This window comes from Symmachiella dynata (assembly GCF_007747995.1).
Classification (GTDB): domain Bacteria; phylum Planctomycetota; class Planctomycetia; order Planctomycetales; family Planctomycetaceae; genus Symmachiella; species Symmachiella dynata.
This window is the reverse complement of record NZ_CP036276.1, coordinates 4,921,353-4,937,340: the sequence shown is the minus strand read 5'-3', so window position 1 is coordinate 4,937,340 and position 15,988 is coordinate 4,921,353. Positions and strand designations below refer to the sequence as shown.

Annotated in this window: 12 protein-coding genes; 7 read left to right on the top strand and 5 right to left on the bottom strand. The window is 55.2% G+C overall.

Annotated elements, in window-relative coordinates; translation table 11 throughout:
* Nucleotides 1-36: 36 nt before the first annotated feature.
* The 3 genes from Mal52_RS30400 to Mal52_RS18715 form a co-directional block, all read right to left on the bottom strand.
* Nucleotides 37-2,610 (bottom strand): methyl-accepting chemotaxis protein, encoded by a 2,574-nt coding sequence (locus Mal52_RS30400; protein WP_197534316.1) that lies wholly within the window; start codon nucleotides 2,608-2,610, stop codon nucleotides 37-39.
* Nucleotides 2,611-3,061: 451 nt separating this feature from the next.
* Nucleotides 3,062-3,802, bottom strand: coding sequence for a 2-C-methyl-D-erythritol 4-phosphate cytidylyltransferase (gene ispD / locus Mal52_RS18720; protein ID WP_145377889.1), 741 nt, complete (start codon nucleotides 3,800-3,802; stop codon nucleotides 3,062-3,064).
* Nucleotides 3,803-3,963: 161 nt separating this feature from the next.
* Nucleotides 3,964-4,746 carry a hypothetical protein gene (locus Mal52_RS18715; protein WP_145377887.1) on the bottom strand — a complete coding sequence of 261 codons (783 nt, stop codon included), beginning with the start codon at nucleotides 4,744-4,746 and terminating at the stop codon, nucleotides 3,964-3,966.
* A gap of 163 nt (nucleotides 4,747-4,909) precedes the next feature.
* Between Mal52_RS18715 and Mal52_RS18710 the strand changes: the two genes are divergently transcribed.
* The 5 genes from Mal52_RS18710 to Mal52_RS18690 all read left to right on the top strand — a co-directional run bounded on the left by Mal52_RS18710 (nucleotide 4,910) and on the right by Mal52_RS18690 (nucleotide 11,208).
* Nucleotides 4,910-5,560 (top strand): DedA family protein, encoded by a 651-nt coding sequence (locus Mal52_RS18710; protein WP_197534315.1) that lies wholly within the window; start codon nucleotides 4,910-4,912, stop codon nucleotides 5,558-5,560.
* Nucleotides 5,561-5,744: 184 nt separating this feature from the next.
* Nucleotides 5,745-7,484, top strand: coding sequence for a glycosyltransferase (locus Mal52_RS18705; RefSeq protein WP_145377885.1), 1,740 nt, complete (start codon nucleotides 5,745-5,747; stop codon nucleotides 7,482-7,484).
* A 2-nt stretch (nucleotides 7,485-7,486) separates the two neighbouring features.
* Nucleotides 7,487-8,998 carry a glycosyltransferase gene (locus tag Mal52_RS18700; RefSeq protein WP_145377883.1) on the top strand — a complete coding sequence of 504 codons (1,512 nt, stop codon included), beginning with the start codon at nucleotides 7,487-7,489 and terminating at the stop codon, nucleotides 8,996-8,998.
* Nucleotides 8,999-9,854: 856 nt separating this feature from the next.
* Nucleotides 9,855-10,733 carry an HvfC/BufC N-terminal domain-containing protein gene (locus tag Mal52_RS18695; RefSeq protein ID WP_145377881.1) on the top strand — a complete coding sequence of 293 codons (879 nt, stop codon included), beginning with the start codon at nucleotides 9,855-9,857 and terminating at the stop codon, nucleotides 10,731-10,733.
* Between the two features lie 112 nt (nucleotides 10,734-10,845).
* On the top strand, nucleotides 10,846-11,208 hold the full coding sequence (locus tag Mal52_RS18690) for a hypothetical protein (protein ID WP_145377879.1): 363 nt from the start codon (nucleotides 10,846-10,848) through the stop codon (nucleotides 11,206-11,208).
* Nucleotides 11,209-11,250: 42 nt separating this feature from the next.
* Here the strand turns inward: Mal52_RS18690 and Mal52_RS18685 are convergent, their stop codons facing one another.
* Nucleotides 11,251-12,642 (bottom strand): hypothetical protein, encoded by a 1,392-nt coding sequence (locus Mal52_RS18685; protein ID WP_145377877.1) that lies wholly within the window; start codon nucleotides 12,640-12,642, stop codon nucleotides 11,251-11,253.
* A 453-nt stretch (nucleotides 12,643-13,095) separates the two neighbouring features.
* Between Mal52_RS18685 and Mal52_RS18680 the strand changes: the two genes are divergently transcribed.
* Both Mal52_RS18680 and Mal52_RS18675 read left to right on the top strand, forming a co-directional pair.
* Nucleotides 13,096-14,073 carry a hypothetical protein gene (locus Mal52_RS18680; protein WP_145377875.1) on the top strand — a complete coding sequence of 326 codons (978 nt, stop codon included), beginning with the start codon at nucleotides 13,096-13,098 and terminating at the stop codon, nucleotides 14,071-14,073.
* A 468-nt stretch (nucleotides 14,074-14,541) separates the two neighbouring features.
* On the top strand, nucleotides 14,542-14,733 hold the full coding sequence (locus tag Mal52_RS18675; RefSeq protein WP_145377873.1) for a hypothetical protein: 192 nt from the start codon (nucleotides 14,542-14,544) through the stop codon (nucleotides 14,731-14,733).
* 340 nt (nucleotides 14,734-15,073) lie between these two features.
* Here the strand turns inward: Mal52_RS18675 and rph are convergent, their stop codons facing one another.
* Nucleotides 15,074-15,805: a ribonuclease PH gene (gene rph, locus Mal52_RS18670; RefSeq protein ID WP_145377871.1), complete on the bottom strand. Its 732-nt coding sequence runs from the start codon at nucleotides 15,803-15,805 to the stop codon at nucleotides 15,074-15,076.
* Nucleotides 15,806-15,988: the final 183 nt, after the last annotated feature.

Here is a 15,988-nt window from a genome sequence, read left to right as displayed (position 1 = left end):
ATTGGCGTGTTCACGAGTTGGTCAGTGGGCGAGCAATTAATCGGCGAGGAATTCTTCGACGATTTGTTGCAAGCGATCCGCTTCGGCAGCCAGTCCATCAGCGGCGGCCAGCATGTCGCCGGAAGCCTTACCGGACTCATCGGCGGCTTGTGAAACTCCGGCAATGTTTTGCGTCACCTCGGCAGTACCGCGGGCCGCTTCTGAAACATTCCGGGAAATTTCGTTGGTGGCAGCGGTCTGTTCCTCGACCGCTCCGGCGATTGTCGTTGAGATCTCGTTGATCTGGCCGATGATCTCGCCAATGGTCCCGATGGCATTCACGGCTACGTTTGTGGAGCCTTGGATTGCTTCGATCTTTTGGCTGATCTCTTCGGTGGCCTTTGCGGTTTGTCGTGCCAGTTCTTTCACTTCGTTAGCGACGACAGCAAAGCCTTTGCCCGCCTCGCCAGCCCGTGCGGCTTCGATGGTCGCGTTGAGAGCCAAGAGGTTTGTCTGCTGGGCGATGGACGTGATGACCTTGATCACCTTGCCGATCTCGGTACTGGATTCGCCCAGTTCCTGGACCGTCGTATTGGCCGAGGCCGCTTCTTGTACGGCCTGATGGGAGATCTTTGAAGCATCTTGCACGTGGCGTGAAATTTCACTGATCGAGGCCGTCAATTGCTCGGCGGCAGAAGAGACCGTTTCCACATTGCGTGTTGCTTCTTCGCTGGCAGCCGCAACAACTTGCGATTGCCGGGCTGTTTGCTCGGAAGTGGCCGCCATGTTCTTGGCACCATCTTGCAGCTCCGATGCTGATGCGGAAACGACTTTGACCACTTCGGAGACATTGGCCCCCATGTTTTCCTGGGCCGTGATGATTGACCAGGTGATCATCGGTCCGATGTATTGGTTGTCCTTGTCGTAGATCGCGGAGACCAACAGATCCAATGTTTCCTCGCCAAGTTTGATTTTGGCCCGGTGAGGAAGATTGCTGGGGTCATCCACGATTCGACGCTGGTGTTCAGGCACTTTGTGGAAGATGTCGATTTTCTGTCCCATCAACTGCTCCACCGGCATGGGCAGCAGCTTTTCGACAGACTTGAGCGTTTTCATCGACGCCGGATTGATGTACACCAATTCATAATCGCGATTGGCCAGCGCGACGTTGATCGGAATGCTGTCCATCATGTTTTGGACACGCGTTGCTTCTTGTTCCAACCGCAGCTTTTCTGTGATGACCTCCCAGGTCACCATCGGTCCAATATAATCACCGTTGACGTCCCGAACGGCGCTCACCAGCAAGTCCAGCGTCTCGGGGCCAACGCTGATGCTGGCTCGGTAGGGCAGATTGTCTGGGTTGTTTAAAATCCCCCGTTGATGGGAGGGATTTTTGTGGAAGATATCGACTGATTGACCAATGATGTCGTTGACTTTGACAGGCAGGAATTCTTGCAACTCCGACAGTTTTTTCACTGACGCCGGATTCATATACGTGATCTCAAGATCCGAGTTTGCCATAATCACGTTGGTTGGCATTTCCTCAACCATGGATTTCATCCGGGCCATTTCAATTTGCTCGGTGACATCCACGGCAAATTTGACAACCTTGTACGGCTTGCCGTTCTGATCCAGAATCGGATTGTACGAGGCCTGGATCCAAATAACGGTGCCCCCTTTACCAAGGCGTTTAAACGTGTCGGCAACATATTCGCCACGGTTCAACTTGCCCCAGAATTGCTGATATTCATTGCTTTTACCATAGGCGTCCTCGACGAACATTCTGTGGTGCTGGCCTTGAATTTCGTTCAATGAATATCCGAGGGTGTTCAAGAAATTGTCGTTGGCCGTGATGATCGTACCGTCCAACTCAAATTCAATCACCGCTTGCGATTTGCTGATGGCATCGACCTTAGCAGCCAGTTCTAAGAACTGTTGCTGGTCTTGGCTCGCGTCGCCTTGAGAATCTGTCGCCATGCGTCCGTCTGTTTGTGCCGTGCTGATCATTGTTTTTCTTTCTCCAGTATGTTGACCCGCGGCCCGTGCCGGTCCGGGGGGGGTGGATTCGGATGTTACCGCCGGGGTTCCGGGCAGGGGTGCCGGAGAATTTGCTTCATCGGAATAGGGTGTGTAGTTCTCAGCAGTCGAGGCGCCGTTGGAATTGAGGTCGATTGTCGTCGACTCCGTAACCATTGTCGCCACTGCTACTTGCTTTGCATCTTGCGTGCGAGCGCCTTCTTGCATCAATTGAGAGATTGTTGCCAATGCCTCACGCCATGCGTCTTCGTATTCGTTGTTCCAAAATTCAGAACCCAACACCTCGGCCAACACTTTGATCAGCGTCTCAGAGACAGCCGAATAGTCATGTTCAGACAAATCATAGGAGGCGTGCCGCTGGCCCAACCGGGTTACGAATTCGACCAATGCGGTCTCATCGTCGAGTTGGCGAATGATCGCCGAGAGTGCCCCGATGAGCTTATGCTGCTGGTCGGCAAAATCGGTTCCGCTAAAGCGAACGATCTGCTCGGGGTAATCCAGAAACAATTGGCTGTAAAAACGGTCCGCTAAATAGTCGGCACGTGGCGCGACCGCCTGGAATGAATTTTTCAGGGCTGGTGCGTTAAGAGCCACGGCAGATCCATTTAGAAAAAGCGAATTGTTGGCGATAAGTCTCGGCCACCGGGCCCTCGGTGGTTGAGAATGGGGGAAGAACTTCGTTTCCGTTTTCAACGCAACCTATGTGGCGGATTAGAATCTACTTTGCGTTGGATTCCAGAGAAATGAGGAATGATTGCCTCATGATTCCGCAGCGATTGCGCCGTTGGGATTTCGATGGCTTTACAATCTCGGTCTTCTGATTCGGGTAATCCCCTAAACAGTAGATCTCTTAGATTGTCAATCGGATGAACGACGGTCGCCCTTGAGTTGACTTGAACTTCTCTAGTCAAGCGATAGGGGATTTAAGCATTTCCCCTAAGTCTGCTTTGCGCAATCGGATCATTGTGCCGTATCCGCAAGGTAGAAAGTGTGGGTAATGTCCCAGATTTCCTGAAGTTCGCAGGTTCGACCGGACATCAGCTCGTCAAATAAGGCGCGGATCTTCATCTTGAAACGGATGCAATGCGCGCAAGCCCGCGGCCTTGGGAAGTGCATCGAGCGCCAGTGCAGCAAGGCGGAAGTCGTCGGCGGTCGTGATCTTAAAATTCAGCGACGACCCGGCAACCATGGAGATCGGTTTTCCGGTCTGTTCTACCAACTGAGCTTCGTCGGTCGGTTCTAGCTTTCCCTGCTTTGCATAGGCCGCCTCCAGCCAGTCACGGCGGAAAACCTGCGGCGTTTGTGCTTCCCACAAAGATTCGCGCGAGACCGTTGCCGTGATCTGTCCGTCGGCCACTTTTTTCAAGGTGCTGGCGACCGGCACGCCCAAGAGGGCCGCCCCGGTTTCGGCGGCTTTGGCGAAGACTTGATCCACCCACTGTTTGGTCAGCAGTGGACGTGCCGCATCATGCACGGCGACGTACTCGATTTCGGGTTTGACGATGGCGAGACCATTTTTCACAGAAGCGGCGCGGCTGTCTCCCCCTGTGACAATATCCACATTCATGAACGCCAGATTGGCTGCGTACTTCTCTTTGAACCATTCTTCGTCATCGGGCGAGACGACGACAATCGTTTGGAGCACGTCGTCCCGATTGGTGAAATGCTCAGCGGACCGCAACCAGACCGCGCGGCCCTTCAAGTCGGCGAACGGTTTTTTGCGCTGTTGATGTTGAAACCGGGAACTTTGCCCGGCCGCCGGCAAGATGACTGCGAATGTTGCCATGACACTTCTCTTTTCGCCAAACGATCAAAATATCTTGTCAGAGATTTCTCAGTAACTATTCGCTGTAAGAATCGACTTGCCGGACTCATCCGCGAGTGTGATATCGTTCTAGCGGGATCGGCATCCGACGGGCATGGTCTTGAAAAACGTCCGCAGCTCTCTTAAAAAACTCCGGATCCGAAACCTTCCTCTTGGGTTGAGTCAGGTTTCGCAGCGTCGGGTTGGCTCGGCTTGGGTGGTTCAGTCGCAGCGGGCGTCTCGGAAGATGGCGTATGTTTGGCCTGGGACTGTTCCTGTGGCGGTGCGGACTCCGATTCGGCTGTCGGTTGTGTGGCCCCGTCAGGCGGCGAATTTCCTTTGCGCCGGCGGCGTCGGCGACTGCGTTTTTTGCGAGGTTTCGCAGTTTCGCCAGATGCTTCGACTGGTGAGGGCGATTTCGCATCCGGTTCGGGTTCCACTTTCTCAACAACTTCGACTGTGATTTTCTCGGTCACGACTTCGACTTCAACTACCGACTCAACCGTGTCGACGGATTCGGGAGTTGCCGGCTCGGTTTCACTTTTTGCAGTTTCACTGGCAGTTGGCTCGACCGCGGGGGCTTCCCCCGGCGGTTCGTTGCTGACAGCGGTTTGGGTCGTTGTTTCTGCTGAGGACTCGGCGATTTCCTCTTCGTCATCGAGATCGATTTCAATATCGGTGGCGTGCGGAACGGTGAATTCTTTCCAGACCCGTTGTTTCTCCACCAACTGCAGCCAGACCACGTCGGTGCAATGCGGGCAGCGTTCGGCGACACGGTTTCCCGGCATTTTTGCCCGATAATCACACGCCGGACATTGCCATTGCCGACGGACGTCGAGGCTAATTTTTAATCCTGGACCTTTAATCGTATCACTCCCTGTTCGCCGAAACGATGGTTTTTGAAAACTGCCACCCGTAAACATCATCGTGTCTACCGCAGAAAAGTTCCAGCCCGCGCCGTCAAATCGGGATCGATTACGAATGTGGATTCCCGCATTGACAGTTCTCAGCTATCCTCCCTAGATTCGCGAATCTTGACCAAACCCATTCCAACACTGCATTGAGAAATTTGTTGCGAGGAACAGTGGCGTGCACGAACTTACGGACCTGATCGAGAAAATTGTTGTTGGATGGGTTGGCGGACTGGAAGACCTTGGTTATTGGGGCATTTTTCTCCTGATGACGGTTGAAAGTTCATTTATCCCTTTTCCGAGCGAAGTCGTGATGATTCCCGCCGGGTACTCCGCTGCCCAAGGCGATCTCAATTTGTGGGGCTGTATTGTGGCCGGTATCGGCGGCAGCATTGCCGGCGCACTGATCAATTATTTTCTGGCCGTTTCGTTGGGGCGGTCGCTGTTGTTGAAGTTTGGCAAATATTTCTTCGTGCCGCAGGACAAAATGTTGATGGTCGAGGGCTACTTCGACAAGCATGGTCAAATGACGACCTTTGTTTGTCGCTTGATTCCCGCTGTCCGACAACTCATCAGTATTCCAGCCGGTCTGGCCCGCATGAATTTAGCGCGGTTTTGCCTGTTCACCGGACTGGGAGCCGGGTTGTGGGTCATCATCTTGACGCTCACCGGGTATTACTTCGGGGAGACCGCCAAGGAATTGTGGTACGAGCACAAGAAGTTGATCACCGCCGGAATCCTGGCGGCAGTGGTGTTCATGATCGGCTTTTATGTCATTCGCCACCGGATGCGCGTCGCTCGGGAAGCGGCATCTCAAAATCCCGCTTGACGCATATGGGGCCTTGTGTAACAGTACCGCCCGGTTTGCGACGCGGGTTGGGAGGGCGAAGCTTCTGCTGAGCCACGCTATACGATCACACGTGCGCGCAATTGCGGCTCGGCGGGCGCCTCGCCCTCCCGGAAAGTCGTTCGGTTTTTGATTAGATTTCAACACAGACGGCAAGGATGCGTCAGTGTCACGGAGAATCGGCAATTGGGCCCGGCAATGTGTTCTGCGCGCGAAGCGGATTCCCGCGCTGCGGCGGTTGTTGAAGGCTCCGCTGGCTGCACCGCTTCTAGCGACAGCAACCAAATGGTTTCCCCCTGCTGATCCGCACTATGAAAATTGGATCGCCGCGCGACTCCATAAACGCCGTGACGAGTATGCTCACGCAACTGAACCGGGGTTGCTGTCTCTGATCACGCCGGTTTGGAATACCCCGCCGGAGTATCTTCGCGCATTGGCGACCAGTGTGTTGCAGCAGTCGGGTGATCAACCGTTTGAGTGGGTCGTACTCGATAACGGCACAACGCATCCCGAGACGCTTGTGGTTTTGCGCAATGTGCTTGCCCGCGATCCGCGCGTGCGGCTGTTCCGTTCTGAAACCAACCAGGGCATCGTCGCCGGCATGCGGTTTTGCCTAGAGCAAGCGACCGGGCGATATGTTGTGGCGGTCGACCACGATGACCGGTTGGATGCCGACTGCCTAAAAATTGTGACGCACCATATCCAACGACACGATTATCCGCCGCTGTTATACAGTGACGAAGACCACATCTGCGGCCAGAACCGGCTGCTGCCCTACTTCAAACCGGACTGGGATCCGGTGCTGTTTCTCAATTCCGCTTACACAGCGCACTTGGGGGTGATGGATCGCCGGTTGGCCTTGGAGCTGGATGTCTACGGCGACAGCGATACCAATAGTTGCCCCGATTGGGATGCTTTTTTGCGGTTTTCGATGGCGGGGCATGTGCCCGTTCATATTCCGGAGATCCTCTACAGTTGGCGGATGCATGCCGGATCGACGTCGGCCAACATGCATAGCAAAAACGACGTCTCCGCTTCCCACCGCGCGATGCTCTCCCGCTATCTAAACAACCGGGGTGAGGCGGACCGCCATGAAATCATCCACAGCCCGCTGTTCACCGGAACCCCCGATTGGTGGATTCGTCGTCGACATGTCGACCCGCGTCCTTTGCTGTTAGTCGTGACAACCGCTGACCAACATCGTCCCCCCGCGCTGTCCGCCGCTATCACCGGTGATTATCCGTGTGAAGAAACGATCGCCATACCCCGCGCAGCCGATCCAGCGATTTTGCAGGACCGCATCGCCAACGTTGCTGCAGCCGACGGTCTTGTCGCCTTCGTGGATGACACGTTAGCGATCGATAATGACGAGTGGGCTTGGGAAGTGCTGGGACTCATTGAACGGTATCCCGATATTGGCATGGTCGGCGGACGGATATTGGATCGGCGGCAGCGAGTGATGAGTGCGGGTTATTATCGGGGCTGTGGTAAAGGCCTCGCTTGTCCCGATGTTGGCCGCAGTGGGGACGATCCTGGATATTTTCATCAGATGTGGAAACAGCGAACCGTCGATGCCGTGTCGCCTCGTTTCTGTGTGTTCGCAGCCGATTTTCTGTCCGGGCTCATCCGTGACACACAAAAACCGCCGATGACGCTCGATGAACTCGGCTACGCCGCTGCAACCCGTGCGGCTCGTAGCGGACGACGGGTGGTCTACTCTCCATTTTTATCAGCGACGTCATACGAATCGCACGCAGTGGAAATGCCGTCAACATTCGAACAACAACTCCCGCCCGGTGAAACGCGATATTACTCCGCGGAGCTGGACCGTGATGTCAGCCGCGCGTATCAACCGGCGGTAGTGGAACACGTTGAAGCGGAAATCTTCGCACAGGGGGCGATGTAAGCATGACGTTCTCCAACTCCCTTCAGCGTCCCCCTTTGGTTCACCGCGCACGTCGGACGGCGCGTCGTTGGGTCGGGCGGGTGCGCGAGAAGCTGAGCGAGCGGCGCTTCGACTATCCACTCTGGCTGGAAACACACGTCGCTCAGCGACAGAGACGATTGAAAAAACAGGCGGCACCGGGACAGTTTTCGTTTCTGACCGGCGTGTATGAGAAAACGCCGCCACAACTATTTCAGGAAACGGCTGCCGCTCTCTTCGCGCAGACCTCCTGCGAATTCGAATGGGTGCTGCTGGCTCACGGTGCGATTCCCGAAACCTTACAGCGCGTGATCGCCGACGTCGCTGACGACCCGCGCGTGCGGCTGATTGAATTGGCTGAGAACCGGGGCATCATCGGCGGCATGCGTGTTTGCCTTGAGGCAGCGACGGGCACCTATGTGATTCCGCTCGATGCGGACGATTTGCTATTTCCCGACGCGATGCAGGTTTTTGCGCAGGCCATCGCCGACCACGATGCGCCGGCGTTTTTGTACAGCGACGAAGACCACTTTGCCGATGGACGTCCCTTTGCGCCCTTTCAGCGTCCCGCTTGGGACCCGGTGTTGAACCAAGCGGGTTCCTACATCTGGCATCTCTGCGCGTTTGACCGACAAGCGGCACTCGATCTCGGTGTGTATAGCGACGCAGGTAGCAACTACTGCCATGACTGGGATTCAGTTTTTCGTTTCGCCCGTGGCGGGCACTCGCCGCAACATGTGGCGGAGATCCTCTATCATTGGCGGACGCACGCCGTATCACACACCAATCGTCGCCAACCTCATCCCGGCTCGGTGCAATCCCAACAACACGTCTTGGAAACACACATTGCTACGCAACCGCATCCTGAACGATACGAGGTCCGCCCCTTCCCCTTAAATCGCGGAGGTGAAGAATGGGCGATCACCCGTAAGCCGATTGATCCACCCGCAATTGACTGGATCTGTCACACTGCCTCTCACGCAACTCCACGCGGGGAGATGGGATTTCCTTTCAATGCTCAGCAAGTCGTTGCCAGTGAAACCCCTGTAATTCTCGATGCGGCGCGCAACTCACAGGCTGAGTTTGTGGTCATTTCTGCCGACGACGTGTCGCCGAGTGAGGAATCAATCTGGGAAGCGATCGGTCTGTTTGAACTTCATGCGGATGTCGCGTTGCTATCGGGGCGAATTGTGAATCGTGCGGGGATCGTGATTGGTGCTGGAGAAATTCGCGGCGCGGACGGCGTCTATGCTTGCCCCGAACGGGGGCGCGATGCATTGACACCTGGGCCGTTTTCGCTCTGGTTAAAACCACGTTGCATCGCTGCCGTTGAACCGCGGTTCTGCTTGGTCCGGACCGCATTTCTTAATGACCTCGACGGAACTCAACCGCCCAATGATGTCGCACTTCTCGGCCGTTGGTTGGGTGAAGCCGCACAGGCACGCGGCTTGCGGTTGGCGACCTCGCCGTTGATTTCGGCTAGCCTCACGACTTAGTGGGGATTGTCTGCTCGCCCCTGAAGATGAGCGAACCGAATTGGTTTGCGGAACTCCTACTGAATGTTTTGTGCACAAGTCCTTAATTCTGCAGGAATTTGTTGCACGTTTCCCGGTTGTTTAACGTCTTAAGTGCCAGAAATCTGGCCGAGTTACGATGTATCGGTCAAAGTTCAGCCTAGGCACAGACTGAAGCTGCGAGGGCCCGGATTGGTATATAAAATGTCCAAATACGATTGCCCCGCGAATTCCCAATAACAAGCCAAGCAGATGAAGGCAGTCATCGATTTGGCGATTTCTTTCATGATTTCACTTTGAAATATGCCCCGGTCCAATTGGAAGCTTCACTTAAACGCCTCGAGACAAGAGCAAGCCGAGAAGATTTTCAATCGTTGTATCATGGCTATCGGTCGCTTACCGATGGACGCCACCGTCAAACCATATAGTAAGGGTGGCTACTTGGCCGTGTTTGAACTTTATCATTCAGACAAAATGGGGTGGGGAGATTTAGTCGTTGAAGTTCTGAGTATGGGGCAGAAGCTGGGTGTGGGATGGACGCTGCTTGGTGACGCGAATTCTGACCCAAGTGCAGTGCTTGCGACAAATACTGGCTCCCGCTCCTCAGTGTCAGGGTTATCTTGGGCAGAATGGCAACTCAATCAGCATGAAATGGACTAAAAACGATTCAGGTGCCACCACGTCCAGCGGCAGCAGCTACATCTGACTTCCTGGCCCCCGATGGCGTTTCGTCAATGCGATACAATTTTGGCAACCTTTAGAATCCGCCTGCATCTCGATACCATCACATTAGTGATCCGTTGAGCTTTCGGTTTCCGCGTTGCAAAAAAAGAGAATCATGACCGCCCCCCAATACGATCTCGCCACAATTCAACGCTGGATGCAATCGGTGATCTCCTATCCCGGCGGGGTGACGGCTGGGGTGGAAACGTCTGCGGCGCAGGAGCAGATTGCGATTACGGCTGCCGAGATCGAACAAGTCGTGAACCGCTCGGAAAAACTTGATGCGGTGCACCGTATGGAGGTTTACTCCGGGGCTTACTTCGCGCGATTGTTGGAATGCATGCGGGGTGAATTTCCTGTCACGCAGGCGACGGTTGGAGAGGAATTGTTTGACCAGTTCGTGGTTGGGTATTTGAACACTTATCCTTCCCGCAGTTACTCGCTGGGCCATCTTGGAGAAAATTTTGCGAATTACCTCGCCGAGACCTCTCCGCGCGATGAGGGGCAGATCACGCAATGGGCCGAATTTGTGATCGACTTAGCTCGTTTGGAATGGGCCTTTAACGAGGTGTTTGACGGGCCGGGCGCCGAAGCGGATCCGAAACTTTCTCCCGAACAATTACGTGAGGTGCCTGCCGCTCAATGGCCCGATGCCAAACTCGCGGTCGTGCCTTCCTTGCGGTTGATGCAGTTCTCGCATCCGGTGAGCCAATTCTTTACCGCCAAACGCCGTGATGCGACGACACCGATCCCTGATCCACAGGCAAGCTTTTTGGCCATCAGTCGTCGCGAGTACATCGTGCGGCGGTTTGATTTGAATCGCGCGCAATTCGAGTTGCTGCAATGCATCGTTGCCGGCGAGACAGTCGGCGACGCGATCGCCCAAGCGGCCGAATTCTACGAAGACGATGTCCAGCAATTCGCCGCGGACCTGGGCGACTGGTTTCGTCAATGGGCAGCGGAGCAGTTCTTCCTGCGGGTTGAATTGCCCTAACTCCACTTGTGACAGCGACTTTCGACGGCAGTCGCTGCGCCCGCATATTCGTCAACATTGAAACGTATTGACATTGCTCAACATTGTGTTGTGATGAATAGACAGTTTCAAGATGACAACATTGACGGATGTGGATTGCTGGCATCATGTCGGCAAGTGGGTGAAGGTGATGAAAAATATCAAACAATGGTTGTGCGGCGGATGCTTGGCAGTGGCCTTCACTGTTGTAACCGCAAGCGGTGTGCAGGCTGAAGATTGGATCTTTGCTAAGTCCTATTACAGTCACGCCGACAGTCCGGGCTACCAATACGGGATCGCTCCGAAAGCGAAGTCGGCGTATCGTCGGCCTTATCGCAGTCCCGGTCCGCGGGGCCATATCCGCAGTGGATTTCGCATCAACAATATTCGTATTTGGAATGGCTCGAACGCCGATGTCCAATACGATCGCGAAGTCTGGTATGACGTCCAGCAATAGGACGTTGGCGGCAGCAAGCAGAGACCGTTCGTCGCTACGTTGTTAGCGCAAGAACGGGCGGCGGATCATGCCGGTGGCCAGTGCTTGCGTGCTCCCTTTGGCAGCGGGATGTGCGGTGGTTGGCGTCGCATTGTCGCGCGACTTTGGCCGCGATTTCTTAAACCATGGCAGCGGTTTTAATTCCGGCGGCGTTTCTTTCAGTAGCGCGGGACGGAACATCACGGCCAGTAGCAGTGGCAAATACCACAGCACATAGATGCCCCCTTCGTTGGGATACCAGAACTGAGTCCCCACCACGATGGCCGCTGAATAGGACATCAAGTGCGCTAAGGTTTTGGTCCGCGGCCAAATTGTCATCGAAGCGACCATCACGCCGAAGGTGACCATTACCGGAATCCGATAGGCGGAGAGACGTGCTTCCCAGAACCCGTCGGCGACGGGGTTGGTCAATAATCCTTGACTCACGCCCAGTTGCCCCCAGGCTTTTTCCATAAACGAATGCATGTCGACCGAAGTCACCGCCAGCGTCCCGAGCAGTAACAGAGCAATCAGTCCCAGTGCGGCCGTAAATCGCAACGCACCGCGGCGTCCGTAAAAGGCCAACCAGATCGGCAGTAGGAAAATGGGAAAGATCAACGTTCCGCACGCCAACCCCATTAAGGCCCCCGAAACCAACGGGCGACGATAGGCGGTCAAAGCCCAGATGATCAGCGCCGGCGGCAGGACATGCACGACGTTGCCCACGTCATACGCGGTGCAGGGGAGTAGCAAATACAAACAGACCATCGCCAAGCCCGGTTCCAAGCTGCCGAAGTGCAAGCGCGCTAAGAACAGCAACCCGAGCACGACCGCCAAGTGGGCGGCAATGGCCATGATCACTGCGGCTACGCGCTCCCCGTCGCCGGTGCCTTCTTCGAGAACGTCTTTGGCAACGGCGGCGCCGGTGTTGAGCAGATCGGCTGCCGGTCCGGCATCGCGTTCTTGATCATCGGCCAATGACGTATCTTGTCGTTCCAGAATTTTTTGAGCGCGGTGAATCGATTGAAGCGTCGAGGGGGCCGGCTCCTCAGTCATGGCTTTTGTCATCAAAAACAAAAACGTCGCCAGACACAGAAACGACATCCCCGCCGTATTTAGATTTTGCCCCAATTGCGGGCGGCGCGTCAGTGTGGTGTCAAAGAACATGCGAACGAGTAGCAAGCCCGTGATGGAGAACATCCACACGTACCCGTAATCTTTCAACGCGCCATCGCCAATATCGTCACCGCGCTGCAGGATCAGTAGGCCGGGCGAAATGAGCAGCAGCAATACCAAGTCGATATTGCGCAGCGACCAAATCCGCCCGAACTTGAAGAATACGGCGGTGATCAGTAGAAACGACAGGTAGAACCACGTAGGTTCATTCACGTCGTAACCGGTGAGGATCTCGTCCATACCTCAGCCGCGCAGTAATCCGAATACATGTCACGACAGGGGAACCCCCGCCGTAACGCATACGGTTCTGCGTCCTAACCCAGTAAGGGCGAACAAACACTCATCCTGAGGTCGATCGCCAAAATAATGTAATTGACCCACAGTAGCCGGTACGCAGGAGTCCCAGTCCCGTTCCACAGCTACTGAGCGTAAGGATACGGCAGTCAATGGCATTTCGCCAAGGGGAACGGGGGATCGCTTCGAGAAATTGTTGGGATTTCACTGGTTTTGGGTCGTAACGAATGTCACCGTCATAATTGCTTGATTTTCCCCACATTTTTACGAAACTCCCGATTGTTTGGTGGTTTTTGTAAACTCGTTGCAATTCCACCCCCCCCGCAGGCCCGGTTGCGTCCGTTATTCGCTGCCGTCGCCCAAAAATTGCGTTTTTCGACATGAGTTAAGGGAACTTACATGACAGCCCCGATCGATGTGTTTGTGTTTGGCGACCGCCAGACTGCAGCTTGGAATGCAGTAGCGCCGCAATTTCAGATTGTCGATGCTGGAGCAGATTTCACCGGTGGGCTGCAGTTGAATGCTCTCGTCGAGGCATCGCACAGCGAATTCGTGGCTTTCGTATCCGAGCCGCCCGAGGAGTTCCCGGCGGTTCTGGAGCAACTTGGTGAACGGATGCAGGCAACTGCGGAACTGCAAGCCGTGCTGCCTGTTGGTCGAGGCGATGAGATCTCGAAGTGGATTTGGGAGGAGTTTCCCGCAGATCTGGCAACATTGATTCAACCGGTAGCGACGTTTCATGCGGCACTCTTTCGCAAGGAGGCCCTGACGAAATTCGGCCCGTTCCGTGACGTGGACGAGCCGCTTTGGGATTGGGTTATGACCGTGGCGCAGGCGAGACCCGCTGCGATTGCCATTTGCGAATGCGATGCCGTCCTACCGGCAGGGCAATTGGAACTCCCAGCATTGGCACCGGAGGAACCGTTACCGGATCGCGATTGGCTCCACAAACGCCTTTGCGAAGCGGCGCCTGCGGGATCGGCTTTGTTGGCGGGGTTGTTACAGGTGCACGATTACCTCGACGAAAGTCATTCCGTCTCACAGAACATGGAAGACACCGCGTTGGGGGATCATTGGCACGGTATTATGCATCGCCGCGAGCCTGATTATTCCAATGCGAAGTATTGGTATCGCCGCATCGGTCAGTCTCCGCTGTTTCCCGAATTGGCGCAGCACGCCGACCGAATCTTGACCGCCCAGAAATCCGCCGCTGCCGAACGGCAACGTCAAAAATTGCGAACACCGCGCGATTGGGATGCATTCGCATTCATCGATTTTTGCGAGGAGCAGTCTGAGAGCGACGATAGCTTGGCAGAGGCTGCGCGACAGATTCAGTTCTGGGAGATGCTCCTCTTATTACGAATGAGTTGCGAATGAGTGATGGCAACGCGAAAGCTTGACGGCTGTGCAGGTCGTAAGCCGATAAAGGCGCGCGACTGGTCGCAATCGGAACAACGCGTAACACCTGTGTGCCTTCACCCCATTCCCCGGTTTTCCCAACCAACGTCTCGAAAGTGCCGCAGTCGCGTCTCAAAACGGGTCGATACTTGTACTGTTCGCTAGTGGCACAACCTTTTGAAATGGTTGTGTTGCCATTTGCTGATTCCACACAAAACCCTGTGGAATTCGTGCTCGCCGCGGATTGGTCTAAGCGTCAATTTCGGCGAAATGGTGGACTAGCAACACCTTCTAAACCCAGCGGTGTTTGGGGGTCTCCTCGGAATTCCGGGGAGCCGAACATTGCGGCAACGGGTTTGGATGTCAGCTTTGAAGTTTCTACTTCGGAAATCGTGGATGACAGCTGGCAGCGTGCTGGCTGGCATCGACAATAATAGGGAGAACCCGATGAAATCGTTTCCAGCGACCGATCTGAGTATTTCGGTCCTCAGTTGGATTGGCGATGAGCTACGGGAACAAGTTGCCCAAGTCGAGCAAGAAGAACGTCGTGCTCGAATCACGTCGGGCGTTCGGTCCGTCATTGCTGCAGGATTGACCGGAGGAATGTCATTGATGTTGCTCCAACTCTTGCAGTTCTAGGACCAGCTCATCACTGAATGTGAAAGATGTGTACTGTCCGCGGACAGTACGCCATGATAATCAACAAGGGGCCGCCATCACGCGGCCCCTTGTCTGTTTCACGATGGAATCGACGGCGCGGTAGAATTCAGTTTGCGGCTAAATATTAAATGTGCTGTGTGAAGGGTAAGACATTCACGATCGGCAATGCGCGTCGGCTCTACGAAAAGATTGAGGTATTGCAATACGAACGCAATCGGCCCAACGGGCGTCTTGCAACCCGTTGGGCCGGTTAACTGGTGCTATGTCAGGAGACGACACTGCAGTGGGCGATCTTCGTTTTGTTGGAGAGAAGGGGAAGTCAGTTTGCCAGCGGCCAGGCGTCGCCGAGTGTCTCGCGTTGAATTGCGGTCAACTGTGCGATGCCGGCGGCGGCAACATCCAGTTGCTGGTCCAACAATTCGCGACCGAACGTGCGGCCTTCGGCGGTCCCCTGAATTTCCACGAAGTCCCCCTCGCCGGTCATGACCACATTCAAATCGACCTCCGCCGTGCTGTCTTCGGAATAATCGAGATCCAACAGCACTCGTTCCTCATGCACGCCCACACTGACGGCGGCAATGCTGGAGCGGAAGACTTTCCCGGCATCGGGCAAGTCGCCTGCGATGCTGGCAACGGCGTCAGCCATCGCCAACCAGCCGCCGGTGATTCCCAGCGTCCGCGTTCCGCCGTCTGCCTCTAAGACATCGCAATCGACGGTGATTGTCCGCGGTCCGAGAGCTTGCATGTTGACGGCTGCACGGAGGCTGCGTCCAATGAGCCGCTGGATTTCTGTGGAACGGCTGTCGGTTTTGCCGCGTTCGCGCCGTTTGCGGGGCGACGTGCTGCCGGGCAGCATATTGTATTCGGCCGTGACCCAACCCGAGACTTCGTCCTTCATCCAAGGTGGTTGAGCATCATCGATGCTCGCGGTACACAGGATTGTGGTCCGTCCAGCTTGGATATAGATGCTGCCGGGTGCGGAGCGGGTGAAACCCCGTTTGATGGAGATGGGACGCAGCGCGTCGATCGTACGGCCGTCATTACGTGTCATCGGATTCGTGATCCTGTCTTTCGGAGAGTTTGTCGTGTGGAGCTGCAAAATGCGGATTCCGCCCCGTTTTAGGGCGTCGGAGGGCAAGATTCAATCCTGTCAGCTGCCTACTCCTATTCTGCGCGGGTTGTGCAAACTGAAAAATCTGTGCATCCTCGGTAGCAATCCACTTGCAATGCGTCC